The sequence below is a fragment of the Aeromonas taiwanensis genome (genome assembly GCF_000820165.1).
Taxonomy (GTDB): Bacteria; Pseudomonadota; Gammaproteobacteria; order Enterobacterales; family Aeromonadaceae; genus Aeromonas; species Aeromonas taiwanensis.
Genome location: NZ_CDDD01000061.1, coordinates 1 through 26,513, shown reverse-complemented (window position 1 = coordinate 26,513; position 26,513 = coordinate 1). Strand labels below are relative to the sequence as shown.

Genomic DNA, 26,513 nt, shown 5'->3' with positions numbered 1-26,513 from the left:
CCAGCGGGGTGCGCAGCTCGTGGGCCGCCTCGTTGGTGAACTGTTTCTCCCGCTCCAGGGTGTCTGCCAGGGCGTGCATCAGCCGGTTGATCTCCCCCACCAGGGGCGTCAGCTCCTCGGCCTTGATGGCCAGGTTGAGGGGACTCAGGTTGGCGGGGTGGCGCTCGCCGATGGCCTGGGCCAGCTGGTGCAGCGGGGCCAGGCCACGGGTGATCAGCCACCACAGCAGGCCGAGCAGGAAGGGCAGGGTGATGAAGAGCGGCAGCATGGTGAGGGTGGCCATCTTGCTGGCCAACTCCCCCCGCTCGTCGTCCCGCTCCGCCACGATGAGCCAGGTCTGCTCGTCCTCGTTGTAGAGGGTGAAGGTGCGCCAGTCGTGGCCGTCGCGGTGCACGGCGCCAAAGCCCAGCTCCGGTTTGCTGAACAGCTGGCGCGGGGCGCTGGGGGAGCGCAGCAGTATATTGCCCTCCTCATCCGTCATCTGGAAGGTGAGGTTGCGCTCGAACTCGTGGCCATAGGGGGTGAACTCGTTGTCCTCCCCGATCTGGCCGAAGCCGCTCGGCTCCCGGTGGGGGGCGTTCGGCTCGGCCTGCTCCCACTCCTGGTAGATGGCGCCGTTGCTCGGCAGATCGCCGCTCTGCTGCAGATAGCGGTTGAGCAGCTGGTTGGTGATGCGGGCGGACTGGGCCAGGCGGGCATCGAACAGCTCTTCCATCTCGTGGTTGGCCTCCAGATAGCCGATGAGGCCGCTGACGGCGAGGCTGACGCTGACCAGGGCCAGGATGCCGGAGAGCAGGAAGCGGCGGATGGAGCGGACGCGACTCATGGTGCCAGGGCTCCCTTGCCAGCCTGGCTGTCGAGCTGGGGCACTATGTAGCCGACCCCGCGGATGTTGCGGATGAGCTCGGGGAAAAACTTCTTGCGCAGGTGGTGGATGTGCACCTCCACCGCATTGCTCTCGGCCCCCTCGTCCCAGCCGTAGAGGCTCTGCTGCAGCTGGTCGCGGCTGAGCACCCGGCCGCTCTGGGTGATGAGCTCCTGCAGCAGCTTGTACTCGTGGGGCGTGAGCCTGACCGGCTCCCCCCGGTAGGTAACCTGCTGGGAGGCCGGGTAGAGCTGCAGCTCCCCGTACTCCAGCACCGCCTGGGCCTGCCCCTTGCTGCGGCGTACCAGGGCGCGCAGGCGGGCGTTGAGCTCCTGCAGGGCGAAGGGTTTGACCATGTAGTCGTCGGAGCCCGCATCCAGCCCCAATACCCGGTCGTCCAGGGCATCCCGGGCGGTGAGGATGAGCACCGGCAGGCTCTGCCCTTCCCGGCGCAGCTTGCGCAGCAGGCTGATGCCGTCGATGTCGGGCAGGTTGAGGTCCAGAATGAGGGCGGCGAACTCCTCGCTCTTGAGCGCCGACAGGGCGGGCAGTCCCTGCTGCAGCCAGTCCACCGTGTAGCCGCTGCTGCGCAGGGCATCCACCATGCCGTCCCCCAGCATCACATCATCTTCCACCAACAGGATCCGCATTCTCTTCTCCCCTCAAACGGCACTGCCCACCAGTATGCAAGCTGGTGGGCAGAGTTTAAATAGCGCACTGTGCTGCCTGTGTTTACAGCTTGGCGAGACGCTCGCGGATCTCCTGTCTGCGGCCCTCGTCCGCCAGCTCGCGCCCCGGGCGGGCAGGGGCGGCCAGGGCCTTGTCCAGGTAGACCTTCGCCTGGGCCTTGTCCCCCTGATCCAGCAGGAAGTCGCCGTAGAAGAAGTTGGGGTCGATGCCGGTGGGGTTGATGGCGAGCGCCTGCTTGAGCAGTTGCTCCGCCTTCTCGTCATCGCCAAAGCCCACCGGCCAGCCCGGCACCTGGTAATAGAGCGAACCCAGGCTGGTGTAGGCCGAGCCGTCGAGCGCCTTGGGATCCTGCTTGATGGCGATCTCCAGCCTGGCCTTGGCCTCCTTCACCAGACTCAGTGCCCCCAGCCCGCCCTTGGCGCCAGCCCAGGTGCTCTTGACGATGGCGGACCAGATCAGCAGATCGGTACGAAACGCCTCCTTGGCACTCGCCTCATCGGCCTTTGTACTCAGGGTCTCCAGGCAGCTCTCCTTGGCCTTGCCAGTCTGCTGGTACTGGCAGTGGGCCCATTGCTGCTGGATGGCGGGCAGGGCATCGGCGGCCCGGGCCAGGGGGCTGACCAGCGTACCTCCCAGAGTGAGCAGCAGGAGGCCGTGGGAGACGCGGGGACGGAATGTGGCGTGTTTCATCTCAATGTTCCTTCTCGTTCGTAGCGGAGGAGCCGTGGGGAGGGTGACCCAGGGCGTGGGAGCGGCGGGCATGGCGTTCTATGATGGGGAGCTGCCTGGCCAGCGCCAGATCCACCACGGCGGGCAGCAGGGCGTTGAGGCGCACGAACAGCTTCTCCGGCCAGCCGAGCCAGTAGCGTCGCGTCTCGTTGCACAGGGCGATGACGGCCTCCTCGGCCACGTCCTGGGGGCTGTCGGTGTGGGTGCCGAGCTCGGCATTCATGGCGTAGGCCGCCTCGGAGTTGAGCAGGGTGCGGGTGGCACGGGGGGCGAAGTGGATCACCTTGATGCCGCTCCCTTCCAGCTCCCGTCCCAGCGCCTCGCTGAAGCCGCGCAGGGCGAACTTGCTGGCGCAATAGACGCTGTAGCCGGCAAAGCCGATGGCCCCGAGGCTGGAACCCACGTTCATGATGATGGCGGGCTTGCGCAGCCTTGGCAGCAGGGCGCGGGTGAGCTGGATGGGCGCTTCTATGTTGAGCAGCACCTGGCGCGTCACCTGCTCGCCGCTCTGATCTTCCAGCCAGGCGAACTGGTTGCAGCCCGCGCTGTTGATCAGCACGTCCAGCCCCTCGTCCAGGGCCGGGTGTTGCAGCAACCGGGCACGCTCCTGGGGCGAGCCGAGATCGGCGCTCACCGTCTGGTGGCGCTCCGGGTGGGGCAGCTCCTTGCGCAGGCGCTCCAGTGCGCCCGCCCGGCGCCCGTGCAGCAGCAGGTGAGCGCCCTGGGTTGCCAGCTCCATGGCCAGGGCTTCACCGATGCCGCCGCTGGCACCGGTGAGCAGTATGCGTTTCCCTTCTAACTTCATTGAGCGGATCCCGTGAGCTGATAGAGCATGTCGCCGTAGAGGCGGTAGACCACCTTGGCGGCGTGAATGATGGCGGCCTGATCGGCGGGGTTCTCCACCCGGTCCATCAGGGACTCGAAGAACTGGAGGTGCTCCTGATCCAGGGCACCGTGGGAGCTCAGGTAGCTCATGGCCTGGGGGGGCAGGCCGAGGCCGCTCTTGAGCTGGTCTGCGACGGTCAGGGCGATGGCGACGCTGGTGCCTTCCAGCACCTGGACCATGCCGAAGAAGCCCATGGGATTGCCGCGCTGGATCTGGTCGTAGAGGAAGGCCACCATCAGCTCGATGGGCAGGTCGGGCTGGCCGTGGCGCACCGCCTCGGCATCGCCGCCACAGGCGCGGATGTCATTGAGGATCCACTCCTGATGGCCGTACTCCTCGTCGATGTACTCCCGGATGGCGCCGCGCACCCACTCGTACTCCTGGCCCAGCTTGCCGCCGGTCGCCATCAGGAGCGGCACCGTGTGGCGCACGTGATAATAGGCCTGCGCGAGGAAGGCAAGGTAGGTGTCGCGATGAATGTCGCCACGGCGACAGGCCTCGATGATGGGGGCGTTGAACAGGCGCTCGCGCTCGGTGGCGGTGGCCTGTTGCAGGGTCTGGTAGAAGCTCATGAGGTTTCTCCTGTGAGGCATTGGCGTATCTGCCGGGAAAAGTGCTGATAAATCTCGTTGCGACGGGGGCGCCCGTTGGCGGTCAGCAGGCCGGGATGCTGATCCAGGGCCACCGGCAACCAGTGATGGATGCGGGCGTAGTCGGGCAGCTGCTGGTTGATCCTGGCTATCTGCTCCGGCAACTGGGACTGGGTGCCCGGCAGCGGCTGGATCAGGGCCACGTTGGCGGGCTGGCCGTCGCCGAAGACCACGATGCGGGCGATGGCCGGGCAGAGCTGGGCCTGGGCCTCCACCCACTCCGGCGAGAAGTTGCGGCCGAAGGCGGTGATCTGCACGTTCTTCTTGCGCCCGATGATGTGCAGGAAGCCATCGGCATCCAGATGGCCCAGATCCCCGGTGGCGATGGTCCCGGCGAGGGGTTCCTCTTCCCCCAGGTAGCCCAGCATGGCACTGCCGCTCACCATGACCTCGCCGTCGGCGGCGATCGATACCTGACAGTGGGGCAGGGGCAGGCCGACGCTGCCGGGGCTATCCCCCTGCGGGCCGTTGAGGGCCACGACGGAGCCGCACTCCGACAGGCCATAGCCCTCGTAGACCGGCAGCCCCAGCGAGCGGGCGTGGGCGATGAGCTCGGGGGCGACCTTGCCCCCGCCGACGGCGACGAAGCGCAGCCCTTTGAGCTGTTCGGCCAGGACCGGGGTGGTGCGGCACAGTGCCAGCAGCAGGCGCAGCAGCTCGGGCACCAGCACCAGGCTGTGGCTGGGCCAGCGCAGCAGGGCCTGGGCCAGGGTGGCCGGGTCCAGGGCGCTGGAGCCGGAGAAGCCGAGCTCCGCCAGCGAAGGAATGCGGCTGCAGGCGCCGGTCAGCAGCGGCACATAGAGGCCGGTCAGATTCTCCAGCAGGGTGGCCAGCGGCAGCAGGGTCAGGTGCTGCTCAACCCGGGCCGGGGCGACCCGCTCTGCCAGGGAGGTGCAGACGGCGGTCATCTGTGCCAGGGAGAGGCAGACCCCCTTGGGCTGGCCCGTGGTGCCTGAGGTATAGGTGATCTTGGCGGTGCCGTCGGGCAGAGCCGGGCGTCTGGTAGGGGTGCGCCGCCACAGGGGGAGCGCCTGTGCAGTCGGAGTGCCCGTCAACAGTTGCAGGGGGGCGGCGGCCTGCCAGCCCTCGTGCCTGGGGCCCACCAGGGCATCGGCGCCGCTGCTCTCCAGCAGCCAGGACTGCTGGGCCGGGCTGAAGAAGTGGGGCACCGGGATGACGACGATGCCCGCCCGGGTGCAGGCCAGATCGAGCAGCGCCCAGGGCAGGCCGTTGTCGAGCTGCAGGGCCAGGCGTTGGATGCCGGCCTGTTGCAGGCGGTCGGCCAGCTGCTGGATCTGCTGCCACAGGGTCTGGTAATCCAGCGCCCCCTGGCTGCCTTGCAGCGCCGGCTGGTGCGGCGTCTGGCTCGCGTGGCGGGCGATGGCATCGAACAGGCTCATTGAGCGCACCTCATGTGATGGTCGAGACAGTGCTGGCTGAACAGGGTGGGCATGGTTTCCAGCAGGTTGAGCAGCAGGCTGTTCTGGGCCAGCACCTCGCGCCCCTGATTGATGTCGCCCACCATCACCCTGGGTTGGCAGCGGTAGTATTCCCCCCAGGCGCTGGCGTCGTCCCCCACCTGGTGGGCCTGGGCGGGGGCCAGCTCCACCGGGTTGAGGCGCAGGCGGGCAAAGCTGTTGCGCAGTTTGGCGGTGCCGGTGAAGACCACGTAGTCGAGGGCGTTATCGCACAGCAGCCGGCAGAGGGCGGCAAACATCAGGCGGGCATTGCCCGGCTGGCTGCAGGCAAAGTTGCCCACCTCTATGATGCGGTTGCGGGCCGGGCGCACCCCGAGGCAGGTCTCGATGGCGGCCTCCACGGGTTGATCCAGATACTGTTCCAGATAGAGGCGCTCACCGCTGGCCAGCTTGAGCCCACAGGCCCCGACCAGCACGCCGTCGGCCCGGTAGAGCCCGAGCAGGCAGGGGAGAAAGTGGGGAATGCGGGCGTTGAACTCCAGGGTGTAGGCCGACTGGATATAGGTCTGCAACGCCATGACCTGCTGCGGGGACTCGGCCAGGATCAACCTGTAGGGGGCTTGGATCTCTGTGGTCATGGTTGGCTCCTTCTTTTGCGATGGGTTGAGAGTAAAAGGGCAAACTTAAGAAACCCTTAAGGCATGAAAAAAGAGGCGAACGGGAGAGGGGGGCCGCGCCGACCATGGGCAGACAGACAAAACAGTTGCCAGCGGCGGGCGTGGCAGGCACTCTGCCCCGCTGTCGCCACCCGAGGAGTCCCCATGTCATCCCCAGTTCGCTGTCCCCTCTGCTCATCCAGCCAACATTACCCCCTGCCGGTGGCAGGCAAGGGCTATCACCGCTGTCTGGCGTGCGAGCTGGTCTGGCTGGACGAGGCGGACCACCTGGGCGAGGTGGCCGAAAAGGCGGTCTATGACGGGCACGACAACCGGGTGGACGATCCCGGTTATCGGCGCTTTCTGATGCGCGCGTTCGGGGAGGTGCTGGCGCGGGTATCGCCCCCGGCCAGCGGCCTCGACTTTGGCTGCGGCCCGGGCCCGGCGCTGGTCGCCATGGGGCGGGAGGCGGGCTATGAGATGGCGGGCTACGACAAGTTCTATGCCGATGAGCCCGAGCTGCTGACGAGACAGTATGACTTTATCACCAGCACCGAGGTGGTGGAGCACCTGGCCGAGCCACGCACCGTACTGGACGGGCTCTGGGCCCGCCTCCACCCCGGCGGCGTGCTGGTCTTGCAGACCCAGCGGGTGCTCGGGGACGAGCGCTTCAAGACCTGGCGCTACCGCCACGACCCGACCCACATCGTCTTCTTTGCCGAGGCGTCGTTTCGCGCCCTGGCCGCGTGCTGGCAAGCAGAAGTCGCGTTTCCCCATGCCGATGTGGCGGTCTTCACCAAACCCTGAGCGGGGCGTTTTCATTTGGCCATGAGTTGGGCATGCTGGTGGTTTGAACCCCAGGAACGGATTCCCCTATTGTCATGTCGACTCCCCACCTCTCATTGCAAGACGCCCGCCACCTGCAGCTCGCGGCCCAGGGGCTGCTGACGCCCCCCAGGCGCAAGGCGAGCCAGGCCGACGTGCTGGCCTGCATCCGCCGCATGGCACTGCTACAGATAGACACCATCTCCGTGGTGGCCCGCAGTCCCTATCTGGTGCTGTTCAGCCGCCTCGGCCAGTATGACCCCCGCTGGCTGGAGCAACTGCTGGCCGGGGGCGACATCTTCGAGTACTGGGCCCACGAGGCCTGCTTCGTCCCCCGGGAGGATTACCGGCTGCTGCGCCACCGCATGCTGGATCCCGCCGCCATGGGGTGGAAATTCTCGGCCCAGTGGCTCAAGACCCACGGCGGCGAGATAGAGCAGATCGTGGCGCGCATCCGCGAGGAGGGACCGGTGCGGGCGGCGGACTTCGAGCGCAAGGGGGGCAAGGGCAACGGCTGGTGGGACTGGAAGCCCGAGAAGCGCCACCTTGAGGTGCTGTTCACTGCGGGGCGCCTGATGGTGCGCGAGCGGCGCAACTTCCAGCGGGTCTACGATCTCGCCGAGCGGATCCTCCCCGAGTGGAACGACGAGCGGGATCTGCCGAGCCGGGAGCTGGCACAGCGGGACATGGTGCGGGCCAGCTGCCGTGCGCTGGGGCTGGTCAAGACCGGCTGGGTGTCGGATTACTACCGGCTGCGGCGCGGTAAGTACGACGCCCTGCTCCACCAGCTGGCGGACGAGGGGGAGCTGTTGCCGGCGCGGGTGGAGGGGTGGCAGCACGGCGCCTTCGTGCACGCCTCCCTAGCCGGGGAGCTGGCCCAGGCGCAGGCCGGCACCCTCAGGGCGACCCATACCACGGCCCTGTCACCGTTTGATCCTCTGGTGTGGGATCGCAAGCGGGCCAGCGAGTTGTTTGGCTTTGACTACCGCATCGAGTGCTATACCCCGGCCTCCAAGCGCCAGTACGGCTACTTCGTGCTGCCCCTGCTGCATCGCGGCAAGCTGGTGGGCAGGATGGACGCCAAGGCCCACCGCAAGGAGGGGGTGTTCGAGGTGAAGAGCCTCTATCTGGAGGCGGGGGTCAGAGTGACGCGCACCCTGGCGCAGGACTTGCTCAAGGCGCTGCAAAGGCTGGCCGACTGGCACCAGACCCCGCAACTGAGATACGGCGCCGTGCCCGCCCCCTTGCTGGGACTGTGGCAAAACGAGGTGGCGTGATTCGCCGACTCCCAGACAAAGAAAAACCGGGCACCAGGCCCGGTTTTTTGATGGCGATCGGAACCGCTTACTGGAACACCAGCACCATCAGCAGGCCGACGGTGATGGCGGACACCAGGAAGGCGAAGCCATAGAACACGTAGTGGTGCAGCTTGGTGGTGTGGATCCCGAGGTCGTGCAGGCCGTGGTAGATGCGGTGCATGCCGTGCCAGACGGGCAGGGCGATGATCACCAGCAGGATGCAGGCACCCCACCAGGAGCTGGCGAATTCGAGCACGCGCTCGTAGCTCATGGTCTCCACGTCCATGATGCCCATGGGCACCAGCAGACCTGTGATGAGGACAATGACCGGCAGCAGCATAGCAACGACCATGCCACCCGCACCAAACAGACCCCAGTAAATTGGCTCGTCAGAACGTCTCATTGTTTTCTCCTCAGGCCACGATGATCAGGACAAGCAGGGATACCACCGCCAGCGCCACATACTGGGCGATGACGATCGGCTTCTCCGGCACCAGGTCTTCACCACGGAAGATGCGCATGGCTTTCGGGGCCAGGGCGAACCAGGTCTTGGCGTGGAACAGGCAGGCTGCCAGGGCGACGACGTGGAACAGGATGGCGATCGGGCTCTGCAGGGATTCCAGCCAGCCGTTGAACGCCTCCTGACCCTGGACCAGGCGCATCAGACCCCACATCAGCACCACGGCATAGATGGAGACGAAGATGCTGGTGCCTTCGCGGATCATGTAGCCGGTGTAGAAGGCATTCTTCAGCCACCAGTCTTTCTTCATCTCGCGCACGTAGGGCTTACGTTTGCTCTCAGTGTTGTTCATGGTCTCACTCCTGGTCTCAATCCGGCTTGAACATGGCGATCATGTAGTCCTTGGCGCTCTCGACCTTGCCAAGCTGGATGGCGGCGGCCGGATCCACGCCCTTCGGGCACACTTCGGAGCAGTAGCCCACGAAGGTGCAACCCCAGACGCCTTCGTCCTGGCTGATGATCTTCATCCGCTCTTTGGACGCGCTGTCGCGGTTGTCGGCGTTGTAGCGGTAGGCCAGTGCCAGGGCCGCAGGACCGGTGAACTTCTTGTTGATGCCGTACTGCGGGCAGGCGGCGTAGCACAGACCGCAGTTGATGCACATGGAGAACTGGTGATACTTCGCCATGTCGGCCGGGGTCTGGGTGTACTCGCCATCGCACAGGTTGCGCGGCTCAGACGGGATGATGTAGGGCTTGATGCTCTCCAGCTTCTCGATGAAGTCGGACATGTCGACCACCAGATCGCGCTCGATGGGGAAGTTGTTGAGCGGCTCTATGGTCATCTTGCCCGGCAGGTAGTCCCGCAGGAAGGTCTTGCAGCCGAGTTTCGGAATGCCGTTGACCATCATGCCGCAGGAGCCGCAGATCGCCATCCGGCAGGACCAGCGGAAGCTCAGGGTGGAGTCCAGTTGATCCTTGATGTACTGCAGGGCATCCAGCAGGGACATCTCTTTGAGGTAGGGCACCTGGAAGGTCTGCATCCAGGGCTCGTTATCCTGCTCCGGACGGTAGCGCAGGATTTCAATTTCGATCATCTCAGCCATTCTTCTTAGCCTCGTCTTGTTTCTCACCCTCGGAACCGTACACGCGCTTGGCCGGTTGGGATTTAGTGATCTTCACATCGGAATAGTCGATGGTCGGGGCCCCTTCGCCGTTGTAGAAGGAGAGAGTGTGCTTGAGGAAGTTGACGTCATCACGCTCCTCGTAACCGTCCAGACGCTGGTGGGAACCGCGGGACTCTTTCCGGTTGATGGCGGAGTGCGCCATGGCTTCGGCCACGTCCAGCATGTAGCCCAGCTCGATGGCGTACAGCAGGTCGGTGTTGAAGACGGAGGACTTGTCGTTGATCTTGATCTTCTTGTAACGGGCTTTCAGCTCGTTGATCTTGTCGATGGTGCCCTGCATCAGCTCTTCGGTACGGTAGATACCAACGCCGGCTTCCATGGACATGCCCAGCTCGTTGCGGATATCCGCCGGGTTTTCGGTGCCGTCGATGTCGAGCAGGGAGAGGTGCTGCTTGATGAGCGCCTCGGCCTTGGCGACCAGCGCCTGGGTGTCGCCGTGAGCCTGGGTCTTGGCGAATTCACCGGCGTGCTCACCGGCCACCTTGCCGAATACCACGATCTCGGACAGGGAGTTGGAACCCAGACGGTTCGCGCCGTGCAGGCCGACGGAGGCACACTCGCCGAGGGCATAGAGGCCCGGCAGACGGGTGGCGCACTGGCCGTTGGTCTCGATGCCGCCCATGGTGTAGTGGGCAGTCGGACGCACCGGGATCGGCTCTTTCACCGGATCCACACCCACGTAGGCCTTGGCCAGTTCGCAGATGAAGGGCAGACGCTCCTTCAGGTATTTCTCGCCGAGGTGGCGCAGGTCGAGGTGAACCACGTCACCCATGGGGCCCTGGATCACGCGGCCTTTCTGCTGCTCCTGCCAGAAGGCCTGGGAGAGGCGATCGCGCGGACCCAGCTCCATGTGCTTGTTCTTCGGCTGGCCGACCGGGGTTTCCGGGCCCAGACCGTAGTCTTGCAGGTAGCGGTAGCCATCCTTGTTCAGCAGGATGCCGCCCTCACCACGACAACCCTCGGTCATCAGGATGCCGGTGCCCGGCAGACCGGTCGGGTGGTACTGGACGAACTCCATGTCCCGCAGGGGCACGCCGTGGCGGTAGGCCAGGGCCATGCCGTCACCGGTGACGATGCCGCCGTTGGTGTTGTAGCGATAGACGCGGCCGGCACCGCCGGTGGCCAGCACCACGGACTTGGCCTGGATGAAGCGGGTGATGCCGTTCTGGATGTCAAAGGTGACGACACCCTGGACGCGACCGTCTTCCACGATGAGATCCAGGCAGAAGTGCTCGTCGAAGCGCTTGATGCTCGGGTACTTGATGGAGGTCTGGAACAGGGTGTGCAGGATGTGGAAGCCGGACTTGTCGGCGGCGAACCAGGTACGGGGGATCTTCATCCCGCCGAAACGGCGCACGTTGGCCTTGCCATCGGGCTTGCGGCTCCAGGGGCAGCCCCAGTGCTCCAGCTGGATCATCTCGTTGGTGGCGTTCTCGACGAAGTACTCGACCACGTCCTGCTCGCACAACCAGTCGCCGCCGGAGACGGTGTCGTTGAAGTGGTTTTCGAGGGAGTCGTCATCGCGGACGACGCCGGCGGCACCACCTTCGGCAGCGACGGTGTGGCTGCGCATGGGGTAAACCTTGGAAATCAGGGCGATGTCCAGGTCGGGGTGGGCTTCTGCAATGGCGATTGCGGCACGCAGGCCACCGCCACCGGCACCGATGATGGCGACATCGGTCTTGATAATATCCACATCTGCCTCCTTAGGGATAGATTTGCTGGGCACGATTTTGCTCTATGAAAAAAATTCAGGCTTGATGCAAGTCAAACTGCTCTGTTTTAGTGCGTGGCAATGGTGGTTTTTAGTACAACCACCCCATTCCATGGATGAAAACGCCGTATTTATCGCCATCCGTCAGTCATCAGGATCAGCCGCAACCATGAGTCTGGTTGTTTTAACCCCCAGATTATATGTAGTTTTCTTTCAGGAAAATGAGAAATGCCTCTCTTTTTGGGTATTACCCTTAAAGTTTTTAAGTTTTTTATCAAAATTATTTAGTAAGAATTATTCTCAGCGTTTCCCACCGAAAATAGACTTCAAAAAAGTAATGCGAATATAGACTGCATGCGCCAATGGCAGACTGGATGCGAGCTGAATGGGGAGGCGCGTCACAAAAAGGGTCGGCGAGGCTCCCGGGTAATAACTGCTGAAACAAAAGGGATTTTACGAAAAAAAAGGGGCCTGTACGGCCCCCTGAATAGGGTGGTCTCAGATGCGGAACATGCCCACCTGATTGTTCAGTTCGCCTGAGATATTTTTAAGCTGGGCCGACAGATTGCGAGAGCTGTCCGCATCGACCGCCAGCTCGTCGGAGACGTCCTTGACCGCCTGGATGTTGCGGCTGACCTCGTCGGTGACTGCACGCTGCTCCTCGGCGGCGCTGGAGATCTGGGTCGCCATGTCGGAGATCTGGTTGATGGAGGTGGTGATCTGCTCGAGGGCCTGGGTGGCGTCGTTTGCATCTTCCACGCTGTTCTGGGCCAGCAGCTGGCCCTCGTGCATGGTGCTGACGGCCCCCTGGGTATTGCGCTGCAGGGTCTCGATCATGCTGCGGATCTCGACGGTGGAGCTGTGGGTGCGCTGGGACAGCACCCGTACCTCGTCGGCCACCACCGCAAAGCCGCGACCCTGCTCGCCAGCCCGGGCCGCCTCGATGGCGGCGTTGAGCGCCAGCAGGTTGGTCTGCTCGGCGATGCCCTGGATGGTGGAGAGGATGGTGTTGATCTCCTGGGCGTTCTTCTCCAGCTCCTGGATGATGCCGGAGGCCTGCTTGACCTGGGTGGCGAGATCCGTGATGGAGCGCTGGTTGCGGGCGATCACCTGCTTGCCGTGCTCACAGCTGCTGGAGGAGCTGCGGGCCGCTTCCGCGGTCTGCTCGGCATTGCTGGCGACCTCGACGGCAGTGGCGGACATCTCGTGCACCGCGGTCGCTATCTGGGAGATCTCGTTCTGCTGGCGGGCCAGCCCCTGGTTGGATTTCTCCGCCATGTCGTGGGAGGACCTGGCCTGCTGATTGAGCTGGCTGGAGGAGTTGGAGATGTCCTGCACCATCACGTGGATGCGCTCGATGAAGGTGTTGACGTGCTTGGCGACGGCGCCGACCTCGTCTTCCCGCTCGATCTTGATGCGGCGGGTCAGGTCGCCGTTGCCGCGGGAGAGATCCGCGATGGCGTCGCCGAGGGTCTTGAGCGGAGCAAGGGAGCGGTTGATGGCCACGTAGGAGAAGCCCGCGACGATGAGGATGGTCAGCAGCCCCTGCAGCAGGGCGGAGGTCACCATGCGCGACACGGACTGGTAGGCGACCGCCTCGTCAACGACGATGCCGAAGTACCAGTTGGTATTGGGGATCTCGGTGAGATCGAAGATGCTTGCCTTGCCGCTGATCTCCATCTCGGAGATGGTGTTGTCATGGGCCAGTTCGTTGACCTTGGCCGCCGTCAGCTCCGGGGAGATGGCGGTGGCGGGTTTGAGGGTCAGCGCCTTGTCCGGGTGGGCGATGATGGTGCCGTTGCTGTCCACCAGGATGGCGTAGGTGCCTTCCGAGTTCATGGCGAGCACGTCTTTCACCAGACCGTCGATGGAGACGTCACCGGCGATGACGCCGTCGGTGTTGCCGCGGCTGAAGGGCTCGGCGATGGTGATGATGAGCTGGCCCGTGGTGATGTCGGCGTAAGGGGCCGTGATGGCGAGCTTGCCGGCGGCCATGGCATCCTTGTACCAGGGGCGCTGGCGCGGGTCATAGCCGGCCGGCAGATCGGTGGGCTTGCTCTGGATCATCCGGCCATCCTTGGTGCCCACGTAGACGAGATCGAAGTTGCCCGCATTCATGGACTGGGCCAGATGGCTGAGGGGCTCGTCTTCCTTGGCGAAGGCTTCCTTGGTGGCGGTGACGAGATTGATGCGGGCGTCGAGCCAGCGGGAGATCCCCTTGACGTTGGCGATCGAGCTGTCGTCGATGAAGCTCCAGATCAGTCGCTGTGTCTCGCTGCGCAACTGGGAGGTGTTGTACCAGACCTGCAGGCCGGTAATGACCAGAATGATGGCCCCGATGGCGAGGACCAGCTTGTTCTTGATGGATAGGTTCATGTTTACATCCTTGTGAGCGTCAGTCTGAGATCCATGGTGTTTGTTATTGTTATGAGCCAACTCTGTATCGGCTGGCGGTGGACTTTATGTATCCCGGTGCACAGCAATTTTTCGACTTTTTTCACCTCCCGACGGCCCGCCAGGCCGCGCCGATACTCAGCTGAATCGATCTGGCCGGTTGGTAAAGATGCCATCGACACCCATGCTGGCGAGGGCTCTCTCATCACTCACTTCGTCGACCGTGTAGACCAGGATCTTGAGCCCCCGGCGATGGGCATCCGCCACCAGGGTCTGGTCGACAAAATCCACGTCGCAGTTAAGGGACCAGGCCCCCAGCTCTTCGGCGAAGCGGGCCCCGTGCAGCGGCAGGCTGGCGGTCAGGGCGCCGAGGCGCAGATCGGGCCTCAGACTGGCAAAGTGCGCCAGCTCGGGATGGTGGAAGGAGGAGATGACCCAGTGCGCCGGGGTGAAGCCGAGATCGGCCTCGGCCCGACGGGTCAGGGCGGCCACCGGCTCGGCGGTGCCAGCCCCCTTGAGCTCGATATGCAGTTCGCAGCGCCCCGCCACCAGCGCCATCACCTGCCACAGGGTCGGGATCCGCTCCCCCTGGCCCGCATCCAGGCTCGCCAGGTAGTCCCGGGACTGCCCGGTCAGAACCCCGTGCCCGTCGGTGCAGCGCTCCAGCCGGCGGTCGTGGAAGACCCAGAGCTCGCCGTCTGCCCACTGTACGTCGAGCTCGATGGCGCCGACGCCAAGCTCCAGCGCGACGGCCATCGCCTTCAGGGTGTTCTCCGGTGCCAGGCCGCTGGCGCCGCGATGGGCAATGATCTGCATGCTTGCTCCTGTTGTTGTCGGTGCACGGCGCTGCGTTTGTTGCACCCTACGAGGCTAGCTCAACCCCGGCTCATCCGGATATCGATCTGTTGGTGAGGCAGGTGCATGCCTATCTGGTGGAGTTTCTCCAGGATCAGTGAGTGCACTTCGTGGGTGATGGGCATCCGGTGATCCATGTTGTTCACGTAGAGGCGGATCTCGTAGATGAGGGCCGAGTCGGTGAACTCGACCAGGAACACCTCCGGGGTGGGGGTATCCAGCACCAGAGTGGACTCCTGCACGCACTGTTCCAGCAACTGCTGCACCTGCTTGGGATTCTGGGTCAGGCCGATGCGGATGCGCAGCTTGACCCGGGTAATGGCGTCGGACAGGGACCAGTTGATGAACTGTTCCGTGATGAAGGCCTTGTTGGGGACGATGATCTCCTTTCGGTCCCAGTCCACTATGGTGGTGGCCCGGGTCTTGATCTTGGTGACGGTGCCGGTCAGATCACGGATGGTGACGGTGTCACCGAGCCGGATCGGCTTCTCGAACAGGATGATGAGGCCGGAGACGAAGTTCGCGAAGATCTCCTGCAACCCGAAGCCCAGCCCCACCGACAGTGCCGCCACCAGCCACTGGGTCTTGGACCAGTCGATGCCGAGCATGGAGAAGCCGGTGAGGGCGCCGATGAGCAGCACCAGGTACTTGCTGACGGTGGTCAGGGCGAAGCCGGTGCCGGGGGAGAGGCTCAGGTGCTGGAGCAGGGTGAGCTCCATCAGCCCCGGCAGGTTGCGGGCGGTGACCACGGTCAGGATGAAGGCAAAGGCGGTCAGCATCAGATCCTGCAGGGTGATGGCGGATAGCTGCTCGATCCCCGCCACCTTGCTGCTCACCTGCCATACCTCGATGCTGCTGAGGAAGCTGAACGCCGAGTTGAGATCCGACCATTGCACCACCACCAGCATGGTGAAGCCCAGCATCAGCAGGGTGCGCACCAGGCCGAGGGACTGGGCGCTGATGGTGTCCAGATCCAGCTCGGGCTCCTCGACCACGTCGGGGATCTCGGAGCTGAGATCGTCCTCGTCCCGTTCCCGCTGGGCCAGGATCTCGGCCCGCTTCTGCTTGGCGCGATCGAAGGCGAGGCGACGGCGCTGGATCAGCATCCAGCGGTGGGCCAGGTAATAGGCGAGCAGGCAGCCCAGCCCCATCAGCAGGCTCAGTTCCAGCTGGCGCAGCAGGATGCGGGAGGTATAGAAGTAGCCAAACAGGGTGCCCAGTACCGCCAGCAGGGGGGCCAGCATCAGGCTGTTCCAGATGAAGTGGTGCAGCAGGTGGGGCTTGCTCATGTCGGCCTGGCCCCAGGTCAGCGGCAGCTTCTCCCGGTTGAGGCGGGCGAAGAAGAGCAGCAGCCAGAGGGCGCCGACGATGAAGGCGAGGCGGCCGAGGGAGTCATAGAAGGCGTGCTCCTGGTAGCTGCTCGCCATGCCCTGGACGAAGAAGCTCGGGATCAGTACCAGCAGCAGGGTGCGGAACTGGCCCCATACCTTCTGGACCCGCTCCTTCTGCCAGCGGAAATGCAGGATCAGGATCCCCTTCTCCAGAGAGAGGTGACGGGCCACCAGCAGGGCCAGCAGCAGGAACCAGATCTCCCCCAGTCCCCGGGCCACCGCCACCGCGAAGGGATATTGCCAGGCGCCGTCGAGCAGGCCATGCACCATGATCACCATGGCGGGCAGCGGCAGTGCGGCAAGCACGGAGCGCAGCAGCAACCGGCTGGTGAGGCTGAACTTGTCCTGGGTCACCTTGCCGATGCTGGGAGCTATGTAGTGGCTGTAGTGGACGAGGTGGCGAGCCAGTTTCAGCCAGCACCAGGCCAGCCCCAGCAGGGCGAGCCCGGCCAGGGTGAGGGTCAGGGGGCTGTTCTCGGCGATCGCTTTGGGGATCTGCAGCCAGTTGACCGGATTGAAGACCAACGCCAGGGCGGCGGGCACGCCGAGCAGCACGGCGGGGCTCAGGGGGCGCACGTCCGGCATCCAGAAGAGGTGGCTGGCGCTGAGCTCGCGGATCTCGTCGATCTTGCTGTTCTGGCGGCTGTAGAGCAGCTTGAGACGGGTCTGTTCCTGGATCAGGGTGTCGGAGGCATCGTTGAGCCGGGTCAGCAGTTGTCGTCTCGCCTTGAGCAGGTTGTCGAGCACGGCGCGCTGTGCCCTGTCCAGGGTGATGCCATCTCCGCTCAGCAGGTGGTTGCGGACCTGTTCAGGATCCTTCAAGGCGTCCTGCTCGGTCTCGTACTGGTACTTCGCCATGCGCGCCTTGACGATGGCGGACTCCAGTCTCTCCAGCGGGAAGTAGGCAGGCAGGTCGGCGAGCTTGCTGCGCAGGTTCTCGCCGTAGGCGTTGCTGATCTGCAGCCATTCCAGTTGCTCGCGCACCGAGTTGACCAGGTCGTTGAGCCCGGAGAGGGCGCTGTCTATGGTGCGCTGCTCGTCTTGCACCCGTTCAATCTGATCTTCCAGGGCGCCGAGCTGCAGGGAGAGCGCCTGGTTTTGCTGTTGCTGCTCCTGCAGCAGGGGGAGATCCGAGGTGAGCTGGCGGCGCAGGCGTTCACTCTCGGCCAGGGCCAGCTCGGTCTTGTCACGGCGCAGCTGGTTCTGCTGGGCGAGCAAACTGGCCTGCCACTCGTCCTCGTCGGTGATGGCGAGGTTGAGTTCCTGCAGTTTCAGCTTGCCGAGATCGTTGCGCTGCTGGGCGGAGAGCTGTTCGAGTTCCAGCATCTGGATCCGGTCGGAGAGGCTCTGCTCCTTGAGGCGGGTCGCCAGCTGCTGGGCCTCCTGCAGCCTGTCCGACTCGTTGCTGAAGCTCAGGCGATCGAGCAGGGAGCGGGTCTGCAGCAACTGCTTGCGCAACTCGTCGACCCTCTGGTGATACTCCTGCCCCGTGCTCTCCAGCTGGTTCAGGCTGTCGGTCACCGCCTGGCGCTCCTTGCGCAGGTTGATCTGGCGGTTGCTGCTCAGGCTGATGGCCTGGCGCAGGGCGTCCTCCTTGAGGGAGGAGAGGGGCGGACGGGGCTGGGGCTGGTAGTTGTGCAGCGCCTCCTTGAGGCGGGCGGACTCCTTGGGGTAGTCGATGAGGATCTGCTGGTAGGCCTTGCCCTGCTCCCGGTAGCGCTGGGCGTCGCGGGCATATTGCAGCGCCTGTTGATAGCTCTCCCTTAGTTGCTGGTTTTCCGGGCTTTCCGTCTTGGGCACGCTCTGCAGCAGCTCCTCGACCTGGGTGATGGCATCATCGGCCTGGGCGGTGGAGAAGGGGAGCAGGCTGAGACAGAGCATCAGACAGAGCAGGCGTTGCAACATGGCGCACGTTTCCGTTCATGAGAAGTCGCCCTAGCCTAAAGCAGGGGCTGGGGCGGGTAAAGTCTTCCATCCTAATGATTCACAACATAAATAACGGGTGATCCGGGGTTTGTTTGGCTATTATTCTGGCCGTTTTCCCTCGTTGAGCACCCTATGTCCACTGTCGATCTGGGCACAGCCCCCCTTTCCCGCCTCTTCTTGCGCTACGTGACCCCGACGGTGGCCGCCATGCTGGTCACCGGCATCTATGTCACCATAGACGGCATCTTCGTCGGTCATATCCTGGGTCAGGACGGCCTGGCCGGCATGATGCTGGCCTACCCCATCTGCGCCGTGCTCTACGCGGTGGGGGCGCTGATCGGCATGGGCTCCTCGTCGCTGGCCTCTTTCTATCTCGGCAAGGGGGAGCAGGCAAAGGCGCGCCACATCGTCGGCAATGCCCTGGTGATGGTGATCATCGCCTCGGCACTGCTCGCCTTTGTCGGTATTCGCTATGGCGACGAGATGCTGGCCTGGATGGGGGCGGAGGGGGTTATCTTCGACGCCGGCCTCGCCTATCTGCAGTGGTACGCCTGGCTCGGGGTCTTCGCCGTGCTCTCCATGGCGTTTACCGCATTGCTGCGCAACGACGGGCGACCCGGCCTCACCACCTGGATCCTGGTGGGGGGCGGCGTGCTCAACGTGCTGCTCGACTACCTGCTGATGGCGGTGATCCCCTGGGGGTTGGCAGGGGCGGCCATCGCCACCATGCTCTCCCAGGCGGTGACCGGAGGGCTGTGCCTGTGGCACTTCTTCACCCCGCGCAGCCAGCTGCGCATTCGCCTGGACACCCTGATGCCGGACTGGCGCCTGATGGGGGAGACCCTGCGACTCGGGGTGTCGAGCTTCCTGATGTACCTCTACCTGTCGGTGGTGCTGGCGCTGCACAACAAGGCGCTGCTCTCGGTCGGCACTTCGTTGCACGTGGCCGCCTACGGCGTCATCAGCTACAGCGAGGCCTTCTTCTATCTCATCTTCGAGGGGATCGCCATGGGCATCCAGCCCATTGCCAGCTTCAACGCCGGGGCGGGCAACTGGGCGCGGGTGCTGCGTGTGCGCAACCTGGCGCTGGGGGTCACCCTGGCGGTGGCGCTGTGCGGCATGGTGCCGCTCTATCTCTGGCCGGAGGGGGTGGTCTATCTGTTTGCCGGCGACAACGCGGCCCTGCTGCCGGTGGCGACCCTGGGCATCTGGCTCTACTTCTGGGGGCTGCCCATGGAGGGGCTGCTGCTGGTGGGGGCCACCTACTTCCAGGCCATCAACCGGGCCCGCATCGCCTCCCTGCTGACCGGCGGCAAGCTGGTGCTGATCGGGGGATTTCTGTGGGGCTTCTCCTCCCTGTGGGGCGTGCCCGGCGTCTGGCTGGCGCTGCCCGCCTGCAGCACCCTGCTGGTACTGGTGATGTGGCGGGCCATGGGCCGGGAGGCGCGGCTGCATAGTGCTGTCGGATAGTGCAGTTGGATAGTGCGGTGTCATGATGCGGCCGCACTATCCAGGCCCCATCCTTCGACGAAAAAGGCAGCCTTGGCTGCCTTTTTCATTTCATCTGGCCCGGCTCAGGGCCACCCTTGACTGACTCAGGGTTTGAAGGCGCCGATAAAGATGGCGGGATCGACGCGGGCGTCGTTGAGGCTCACGTTCCAGTGCATATGGGGGCCGGTGGCTCGGCCGGTGGCGCCGACCCGGCCGACGATGCCGCCCCGGGGCAGGCTCTGGCCCAGCTTCACATCGACTTTCGACATGTGGCAGAACATGCTGATGAGCCCCTGGCCGTGGTCGACGAAGACCGTATTGCCGTTGAAGAAGTAGTTGCCGATCAGGATCACCTTGCCCGCCGCCGGAGCCTTGATGGGCGTGCCGGCACCGACCGCGAAGTCGAGGCCGGAGTGGGGGTTGCGCTCCTCGCCGTTGAAGAAGCGGCGCAGTCCGAACGGGCTGGAGAGCGGGCCCTCCACCGGCTTGTCGAACAGCAGGTTGCTGGGCTGGGCCGGGCTGAAGGTCTGGTAGGCCCGGGTCTGCTCCGCCAGTTCACGGTTGATGCGGGCCATGTCCTCGGCCAGCGGATTGACCTGGCGACCGTTCTTGAGCTTGATGTGCTGCTCCCGGTAGTGCTTGTTGCTGACCGTGAAGGCGAGGGTGCGGCCATCGCTCGTGGTCAGCTGGTGGGAGCCCGGCTTGCTCTTCAGGGGAATGCCGACGATGGCGATCCAGTGTTTGCCCTCTTCCTGCACCACCAGGACGGGCTTGTCCTGGTAGCGAGCGGCGGGTGCCTTGGGCCCGTCTCCGAGCGGCACCACGGCCACGCCCCCCGGCACCGGGTGGTTGAGCAGGCGGCTGATAAAGCCCGATTCGGCATGAAGGGCACTGCTGCCGAGCAGCAGGAGAAGGAAGAGCAGGGGGCGCATGGCAACTCCATCGAGTAGGACGGTGAGATGTGAGGGGGAAAATGATGCCACATTTTGCCGGGGCTGTCCGTCACCCGGCGCCTGGCAACGTCAGGGGCTGCCCCGAGCAGAGCAGGATTGAATACTCTGTGCTATTTACTAATATGTCACTAGTGAGGTGTTTGGATGACACCCATAGCGGCAAGCAAATAGACACTGGCAGGAGGGGCGGCAGTCGTCAGTGACATCCAGAGACAGTGGAGGTTGTGATGAAGACGAAGGCTCTCTTGTTATTCGGACTCACCATGGGGATGGCGGCTCCCGTTGCCGCTTTCAACGGGGTCATCACCATCAATGGGGAAGTGACTGCGGGGACCTGTGCCATCGCGGTCAACGGGGGCACAGCATCGGCCACCGTGACCCTGCCCACCGTCAGCACCAATGCCCTGGGCAGCATAGGCCAGACGGCGGGGGCGACCGGCTTCAATCTCGCCCTCACCAGCTGCCCGACCACGGGGTCGGTGCGCGCCTACTTCGAGAACATCGGGGTGGAGCAGACCACGGGCAACCTCAGCAACAAGGCCGTCGCCTCGGGCGGCAAGAACCCGGCGCAGAACGTGGAGGTGCAGATCCTCTCGGCCAACAGCACCCCCATCGATCTGCGCACCAACACCGGCAATGACGTGTTGGTCGACTTCAGCGCCACCGGTGGGGCGACCCTCTACTACAGCGCTCAGTACATCGCCACCGGTGCCGTGGGAGCCGGCCTGGTCTCTGCAGATCTCATCTATTCCCTGGACTACCACTGAGTTCGCCTGATGAACCTTCTGGTGCTTCAGCGACGCTTAGGGGGCCTCCTCTGGTGTGGGCTCTTGCTCCTGCCCTGGCTGGCCTGGGGTCATGTCCAGATCTCGGGCACCCGGGTCATCTACCCTGCCAGTGCGCGAGAGGTCACGCTGGAGCTGACCAACAAGGGGAACACCCCCTCTCTGGTGCAGGTGTGGCTGGATGCCGGTGATCGCCGTATCCGTCCCGGTGCGGAGGCCCTTCCTTTCCTGATCACCCCTCCCATCACCCGCATCGAACCCCAGCGCGGTCAGTCCCTGCGCCTGGCTTATGTGGGGCAGGGGCTGCCTCAGGATCGGGAATCCGTGTTCTGGCTCAACGTGCTGGAGGTGCCGCCGAGTGTCAAAGCTGCCCAGCCGGGGCAGAACATGGTCCAGCTCGCCTTTCGCTCCCGCATCAAGATGTTCTATCGGCCGACCGGATTGCCCGGCAATGTCGAACGCTCCGCTCACCAGCTCAGTTGGCGCCTGATCCGCCAGGGCGCCGGTTATGCGCTGCGGGCCAGCAACCCGAGCCTCTATCATGTCAGCATCAGCAACCTGGATCTGCAGACGACCCAGTCGAAGCGCTACCACAACCTGAGCGGTGGCATGGTGGCGCCAGGCGGTTTCTTTGATTTTCCCGTCGCTCAGTTGTCGGGAAATGCCCAGGCCAGGGAGCTGACCTTCTACTGGCTCAACGACTACGGCGCTCGTGAGGTGGGGCAATTCGTCTTCCGCTGATCCTCGAACAGGCCGGTGGCTCGCCCGGTGCTGGCGTCATTGCCGAAGGGCGTCAGGTCATGGCCATCCCCCCCTCCCTCCATTGCCCTTTCCCTGGCCCTGCTGTTTGGCAAGGTAGCTGGATCCTCGCTCTCCTGCTCTGGGGAGGGCCGGCAATCGCCGAAAATGCGGAGCTGACTGGCGATGAGTCTGCCGAGGTACAGTTCGACAGCCGGCTGCTCGACAGCCTGGGGGTCGACATCGATCTGGCCCGTTTCTCCCGCGCCGATTTCATTCCCCCCGGGCACTATCAGCTCGATATCACCATCAATGGCAAAGAGAGACTGAGCCAGCAGGTGGAGGTGAGAGCGGGGGAAGACCCGGGAACCCCCAGGTTCTGCTTCCAGCCGGGCCAGCTGAAACAGTGGGGGCTGCTCCTCGACAAGCTGCCCGATCAGGCCGAGGTGAAGCGGCAGCTGAGCCTCGATTGCATCGAGGTGGGAGAACTGGTGCCGGGAGCCAGTTTCATGTTCGATCTCGCCAGCCTGAGCGGCGCCCTCAGCCTGCCCCAGGCTTACCTCGGCCAGGTCAGGCGCGACTATGTGGGGCCGGAGCAGTGGGTGCAGGGGATCAATGCCGCCTTCGTCAGCTATAACGCCAACCTCTACTACAGCGAGCAGGATAAGGGCAGCGATCCGCTGAGTGGCAGCGTCAACCTCAACACCGGCCTCAATCTCGGTGCCTGGCGCCTGCGCCACAACGGCTCCTATCAGGGAGGCAGCCATAGCGGCTATCAGGCCCTCAACAGTTATGCGCAGCGGGACATCACCTCACAGACCGCCCAGCTGACGCTGGGGGAGTATTTCACCCCGGGGGACAGCTTCGACAGCGTACCCTTCACCGGCGTGCAGATCGCCAGCGACGACGCCATGCTGCCCGACTTCGAACGGGGGTTTGCCCCCGTAGTGCGCGGGGTGGCCCAGAGCAATGCCAGGGTCACCATTCGTCAGGGCAGTGCCCTCATCTACGAGACCCAGGTTGCGCCCGGCGCCTTTGCCATCGACGATCTCTATGCCACCAGCTTTGCCGGCGATCTGGACGTGACCATCACGGAGGCGGATGGCAGCGAGCAGCGCTTCACCCTGCCGTTCTCCTCCGTGGTGCAGATGCTGCGCGACGACACTTCCCGTTTCAGCCTGACTCTGGGGCGTTATCGCAATGAAGTGGGTCCCGATGGCCCGGACTTTGCGCAAGGCACCTACAGGCGCGGCCTGTCGGATGCCCTGACCCTCTATGGCGGGGCCCTTGCCGCCGAGGATTACACCGCGTTACTGGGGGGCGCCGCCGTCGGATCGGATTATGGCGCCCTGGCCCTCGATGTCACCGGCTCCTGGGCGCGGGCCTTGCCGGCCAGCACCGACTTGCCGCCCTCCCTTTCCGGCCAGAGCTACCGCCTCACCTACAGCAAGCAGATGGAGATGACCCGGACCTACTTCACTCTGGCCGCCTATCGCTTCTCCAGCGAAGGCTATTTGGATCTCGACGACGTGGCGGCGATGCAGGCCCAGGCGCTGGACCGTCTGCAGCGTGAGCGCAATCGCTTCCAGCTCAATGTCAACCAGCCGGTGGGGGAGTGGGGGGATCTCTATTTCAACGGCATCCGCCGCGACTACTGGGGTGGCCAGGGGGAGAGCAGCAGCTTCCAGCTCGGCTACAACCGGGGATTTGACTGGGGCAGTGTGACCCTGTCGGCCAGCCACTCGCTGGAGGAGGGGGTCGGCGATCAATATGTGCTGAGCCTCAGCATTCCCATCGGCGACAAACTGGGGGCGCCGCGCCTCGGCAGCACCCTCTCCTACCAGGAGGGGCAGGGCGCTAGCGCCAGGCTGGATCTCAACGGCGGAACCCAGGATGGGCGCTTCTATTACGGCCTCTATGGCAGTCACGGCACCAGGGAGGGCAGTCCCCGGGGCTATGGTGCCAACCTGCAGTACCAGACGGCGTCCACCCAGCTGGGGCTCAGCACCAGCCAGGGGGAGGGCTACGCCCAGTATGTGGCCTCGGCCAAGGGCACCCTGCTGGTCCATGGTGAGGGCTGGGTGCTGGGGCAGACGCAGGGGGAGACCATGGCGCTGGTGGAGGCAAAGGGAGCCCAGGGGGCCAGGGTGAGTCACGGCATCGGCAGCGAGGTGGATGGCGATGGGTATGCCGTGCTGGCCGGGCTCAACCCTTATCGCACCAACATCATCGGGCTGGATCCGAGCGGCTTGCCGCTGGATGTGGAGATTGACGGCAGTGCCCGCATTGTGGCCCCCCGGCGAGGAGCCATCGTCAAGCTGGCCTACGAGACTCACGTCGGCCAGCCTCTGCTGATCAAGGCCGAACGGCAGGATGGCAGCACGCCTCCGTTCGGGGCCGAGGTGGTCGACGGCAGCGGTGGCTCGGTGGCCGTGGTCGGCCAGGGGGGGCTCATCTTCGTGCGTGGCGAGCAGGGGACGCTCTACGTCCAGTGGGGGGCGGAGCGAGGCGAGCGGTGTCGACTGGATTACCAAGTTCCCCGGCCGGATCCCGAGCTGCCCTATCAACAGGTGGCGGCCCGCTGTATCGGTGTGGAGGGGGGCTCATGAGGCGGTTCGGGTACCACGGGATGGTGCTGGCGGCCTTGTTGTGGGCGACGGACGGGGAGGGGGCCCTCAACCTGATGCGAACCCGGATCGTCCATGAGGGGGGGGAGGCCAGCCTGCTGGTACGCAACGACGGCACCGCACCCAGCCTGCTGCAGGCCTGGGTCGATGCGGGGAACGAGCACCAGGGGCCGGCGGAGGTCGCGACCCCTTTCCTGGTGGTGCCGCCGGTGATGCGGCTGGGGCCCGGGCGGGGGCAGACGCTGCGGATCCTCGGCGCGGATCTGGGCCGGTTGCCCCGGGACAGGGAGTCCCTGTTCTGGCTCAACGTGCTCGGCCTGCCCCCGCAGCAACAGGCCTCCAAGGGGAGCGTGCAGCTGGCGTACCGCACCCGCATCAAGCTGTTCTACCGGCCGCCCGGGCTGGCGGGCTCGGTGGCCCAGACCGTCTCCAGGCTGGGCTGGCAGGTTCGCCCCGGAGGGCTTCGGGTGACGAACCCTGGCCCCTTCCACATCAGCCTGAGCGAAGTGCTGCTGACGGTGGGCAAAGGGCGGCTCGCCTGGCAGGAGGGCGGTGTGTTGCCACCCTATGGCGCCCTGTCCGTGCCCATGGCAGGGACGGTGCCAACGGGCGCCACTGGGCGGCTGCGCTGGATAGACGACGACGGCATCTACCACGAGCAGGCCTTTGTGCCGGGCCAAGGGGAAGGAGTGCGACATGAGTGAACTGACTGGCCGTCGTGGCCCCAGGTGCCTGCTGGTGGGGCTTTTGCTGCTGGTGCTCTGGCCCGGGGAGGGGCGGGCCGTCAACGGCCAATGCACCAGCCCCTTCGTGGCGACTCTGCCCATCAGCGTCAACAGCGGTTTCTACCAGCCCGGCGACACCCGCAGTGCGACCTTCTCGACCACGGACACGGCCGCCTGCGACTGCACCGGGATCTCGGTCGGCCTGCTGGTGACCGCCTATTATCAGGGCACCACCAGCCTGCCGACCGTGACCGACCCCATCGGCACCCTCATCAAGCTCACCCCCTATTTCGGACTCAAGGTGGAGTTCAACGCGGGAGGGGGATACCAGACGGTGCCCTTCAGCACGACCACCACAGGGCTGCTCAGCGCCTGTGTCGGCGGCCTGCTGAACGTCTCTCTGCTGGGTGGGATCAGCGTGAACGGGGGACGGGTCACCCTGAAGCTGCTCAAGGGGGTGACGGGCACCCAGACCTTCAGCGGGACCGTCGCCTATCTCTTCGTGCGCCGTGCGAGCGCCCCGGATACCAGCCCGGCCAATGCGTTCAGCACCCTGGCGATGAACATCAGCGTCACCTCGACGCCGACCTGCCAGTTTCCCGCCGGGACCAGCATCCCCATCGATCTCGGCGCCGTGGCCCAGAGCGCCTTCGTCGAAGGGGACATTCCCAGGGGCTATGCGCCACGCAGCGTCGACGTGAGTGTGACTTGCAGCCAGATCCCGAGCGACTACGTGGTGCCGCTGAGCTACAGCTTCGGGGGGGCGCTCAGCAGCCAGAACCGTTTCGTCACCACCAGCCTGGCCGGCGTGGGGGTGGGCATGGTGGCGCAGGATACCCTGACCCCTATTCCATTCGATACCGCCATCGCGGTACCCTACTCGGCGGCTACCCATGACACCCGTTACAGGGTGAGGCTCTATCCGACCCGGTTGCCGGGCCAGGCGGTGCGTACCGGTGCCTACACGGGAACCATCATGGTCACGGTGAGCGTGCCCTGATGCGAGGTTTCCCCGCTCCTATTTTTCTACGAGGTCAATGATGCAAAGTGACAGCGTCCTGCGCCGCGAACCCAAGCGCCACTCCATCGGACAGGGCTGGATCTGGGTCCGCACGGGATTCGACATCTTCAACAAGGGGATGGGGGCCAGTGTGGCCATGATAGTGGTCTGGTTTCTGGTGGGCATGCTGCTGGACCAACTGCCGGCAGGAGGCTTCATCTCCCAGTTGCTCTATATGGTGTGGGGGGCGGGC

Annotated in this window: 23 protein-coding genes and 2 pseudogenes; 10 read left to right on the top strand and 15 right to left on the bottom strand. The window is 64.7% G+C overall.

The annotated features are described in order from the left end of the window. The 7 genes and pseudogenes from BN1136_RS11745 to BN1136_RS11715 all read right to left on the bottom strand — a co-directional run. Nucleotides 1–826, bottom strand: a pseudogene (locus BN1136_RS11745) (ATP-binding protein); the annotation flags it as partial. After that, nucleotides 823–1,515 carry a response regulator gene (locus tag BN1136_RS11740; protein ID WP_043762160.1) on the bottom strand — a complete coding sequence of 231 codons (693 nt, stop codon included), beginning with the start codon at nt 1,513–1,515 and terminating at the stop codon, nt 823–825. The gene BN1136_RS11740 and the pseudogene BN1136_RS11745, both read right to left, overlap by 4 nt. An 82-nt stretch (nt 1,516–1,597) precedes the next feature. After that, complete coding sequence (locus BN1136_RS11735; protein WP_043808527.1) at nt 1,598–2,245, bottom strand: tetratricopeptide repeat protein; 648 nt, start codon at nt 2,243–2,245, stop codon at nt 1,598–1,600. Between the two features lies 1 nt (nt 2,246). Beyond that, a complete protein-coding gene (locus BN1136_RS11730; RefSeq protein ID WP_043762157.1) occupies nt 2,247–3,089 on the bottom strand; it encodes an SDR family oxidoreductase in 843 nt (280 codons plus the stop codon). Then, on the bottom strand, nt 3,086–3,742 hold the full coding sequence (locus BN1136_RS11725) for an iron-containing redox enzyme family protein (protein WP_043762155.1): 657 nt from the start codon (nt 3,740–3,742) through the stop codon (nt 3,086–3,088). Before BN1136_RS11725 ends, BN1136_RS11730 begins: the two co-directional genes overlap by 4 nt. Continuing rightward, nucleotides 3,739–5,220, bottom strand: a complete 1,482-nt coding sequence (locus BN1136_RS11720) for an AMP-dependent synthetase/ligase (RefSeq protein ID WP_043762154.1) — start codon at nt 5,218–5,220, stop codon at nt 3,739–3,741. Before BN1136_RS11720 ends, BN1136_RS11725 begins: the two co-directional genes overlap by 4 nt. After that, nucleotides 5,217–5,876: a thermostable hemolysin gene (locus BN1136_RS11715; RefSeq protein ID WP_043762152.1), complete on the bottom strand. Its 660-nt coding sequence runs from the start codon at nt 5,874–5,876 to the stop codon at nt 5,217–5,219. Before BN1136_RS11715 ends, BN1136_RS11720 begins: the two co-directional genes overlap by 4 nt. A 183-nt stretch (nt 5,877–6,059) precedes the next feature. Between BN1136_RS11715 and BN1136_RS11710 the strand changes: the two genes are divergently transcribed. Both BN1136_RS11710 and BN1136_RS11705 read left to right on the top strand, forming a co-directional pair. Then, complete coding sequence (locus tag BN1136_RS11710) at nt 6,060–6,701, top strand: class I SAM-dependent methyltransferase (protein ID WP_043762151.1); 642 nt, start codon at nt 6,060–6,062, stop codon at nt 6,699–6,701. A 74-nt stretch (nt 6,702–6,775) separates the two neighbouring features. Next, nucleotides 6,776–7,996, top strand: coding sequence for a winged helix-turn-helix domain-containing protein (locus BN1136_RS11705; protein WP_043762149.1), 1,221 nt, complete (start codon nt 6,776–6,778; stop codon nt 7,994–7,996). Nucleotides 7,997–8,063: 67 nt separating this feature from the next. Here the strand turns inward: BN1136_RS11705 and frdD are convergent, their stop codons facing one another. From frdD to frdA, 4 genes are read right to left on the bottom strand one after another with little or no spacing between them, the layout of a single operon-like run. Next, complete coding sequence (gene frdD / locus BN1136_RS11700; protein WP_043762147.1) at nt 8,064–8,420, bottom strand: fumarate reductase subunit FrdD; 357 nt, start codon at nt 8,418–8,420, stop codon at nt 8,064–8,066. A gap of 10 nt (nt 8,421–8,430) precedes the next feature. After that, the gene (locus BN1136_RS11695; protein ID WP_043762146.1) at nt 8,431–8,829 is read right to left on the bottom strand and encodes a fumarate reductase subunit C; all 399 of its coding nucleotides are present in this window, start codon (nt 8,827–8,829) and stop codon (nt 8,431–8,433) included. A gap of 16 nt (nt 8,830–8,845) precedes the next feature. Beyond that, nucleotides 8,846–9,580, bottom strand: coding sequence for a succinate dehydrogenase/fumarate reductase iron-sulfur subunit (locus BN1136_RS11690; protein WP_017781598.1), 735 nt, complete (start codon nt 9,578–9,580; stop codon nt 8,846–8,848). Further along, entirely contained in the window at nt 9,573–11,357 is a 1,785-nt protein-coding gene (gene frdA, locus BN1136_RS11685) for a fumarate reductase (quinol) flavoprotein subunit (RefSeq protein WP_043762144.1), read from the bottom strand. The genes BN1136_RS11690 and frdA overlap by 8 nt, the downstream gene beginning before the upstream one ends. A 22-nt stretch (nt 11,358–11,379) precedes the next feature. Here frdA and BN1136_RS20230 point away from each other — a divergent pair, with 22 nt between their 5' ends. Beyond that, nucleotides 11,380–11,724, top strand: a complete 345-nt coding sequence (locus BN1136_RS20230) for a hypothetical protein (RefSeq protein ID WP_156135305.1) — start codon at nt 11,380–11,382, stop codon at nt 11,722–11,724. 149 nt (nt 11,725–11,873) lie between these two features. Here BN1136_RS20230 and BN1136_RS11680 read toward each other — a convergent pair whose 3' ends face one another. From BN1136_RS11680 to mscM, 3 genes are all read right to left on the bottom strand, one after another. Further along, nucleotides 11,874–13,751, bottom strand: coding sequence for a methyl-accepting chemotaxis protein (locus BN1136_RS11680; protein WP_043762143.1), 1,878 nt, complete (start codon nt 13,749–13,751; stop codon nt 11,874–11,876). Between the two features lie 156 nt (nt 13,752–13,907). After that, complete coding sequence (locus BN1136_RS11675) at nt 13,908–14,585, bottom strand: glycerophosphodiester phosphodiesterase (protein ID WP_043762142.1); 678 nt, start codon at nt 14,583–14,585, stop codon at nt 13,908–13,910. A 59-nt stretch (nt 14,586–14,644) separates the two neighbouring features. After that, nucleotides 14,645–17,920: a miniconductance mechanosensitive channel MscM gene (gene mscM, locus BN1136_RS11670; protein ID WP_043808526.1), complete on the bottom strand. Its 3,276-nt coding sequence runs from the start codon at nt 17,918–17,920 to the stop codon at nt 14,645–14,647. 153 nt (nt 17,921–18,073) lie between these two features. On the opposite strand from mscM, the gene BN1136_RS11665 reads away from it, so the two are divergent. After that, nucleotides 18,074–19,411: an MATE family efflux transporter gene (locus BN1136_RS11665; protein WP_043808524.1), complete on the top strand. Its 1,338-nt coding sequence runs from the start codon at nt 18,074–18,076 to the stop codon at nt 19,409–19,411. 125 nt (nt 19,412–19,536) lie between these two features. Here BN1136_RS11665 and BN1136_RS11660 read toward each other — a convergent pair whose 3' ends face one another. Beyond that, nucleotides 19,537–20,364: a peptidoglycan DD-metalloendopeptidase family protein gene (locus tag BN1136_RS11660; RefSeq protein ID WP_043762136.1), complete on the bottom strand. Its 828-nt coding sequence runs from the start codon at nt 20,362–20,364 to the stop codon at nt 19,537–19,539. A gap of 248 nt (nt 20,365–20,612) precedes the next feature. Here BN1136_RS11660 and BN1136_RS11655 point away from each other — a divergent pair, with 248 nt between their 5' ends. The 6 genes and pseudogenes from BN1136_RS11655 to BN1136_RS11630 form a co-directional block, all read left to right on the top strand. Further along, nucleotides 20,613–21,152, top strand: a complete 540-nt coding sequence (locus tag BN1136_RS11655) for a fimbrial protein (protein ID WP_043762134.1) — start codon at nt 20,613–20,615, stop codon at nt 21,150–21,152. A gap of 63 nt (nt 21,153–21,215) precedes the next feature. Further along, nucleotides 21,216–21,911, top strand: a complete 696-nt coding sequence (locus BN1136_RS11650) for a fimbria/pilus periplasmic chaperone (RefSeq protein ID WP_043762132.1) — start codon at nt 21,216–21,218, stop codon at nt 21,909–21,911. 59 nt (nt 21,912–21,970) lie between these two features. Then, nucleotides 21,971–24,517, top strand: coding sequence for a fimbria/pilus outer membrane usher protein (locus BN1136_RS11645; protein ID WP_081843810.1), 2,547 nt, complete (start codon nt 21,971–21,973; stop codon nt 24,515–24,517). Further along, entirely contained in the window at nt 24,514–25,239 is a 726-nt protein-coding gene (locus BN1136_RS11640) for a fimbrial biogenesis chaperone (protein WP_231557870.1), read from the top strand. Before BN1136_RS11645 ends, BN1136_RS11640 begins: the two co-directional genes overlap by 4 nt. Then, a complete protein-coding gene (locus BN1136_RS11635) occupies nt 25,232–26,260 on the top strand; it encodes a fimbrial protein (RefSeq protein WP_231557869.1) in 1,029 nt (342 codons plus the stop codon). Before BN1136_RS11640 ends, BN1136_RS11635 begins: the two co-directional genes overlap by 8 nt. A gap of 40 nt (nt 26,261–26,300) precedes the next feature. Then, nucleotides 26,301–26,513, top strand: a pseudogene (locus tag BN1136_RS11630) (BPSS1780 family membrane protein); the annotation flags it as partial.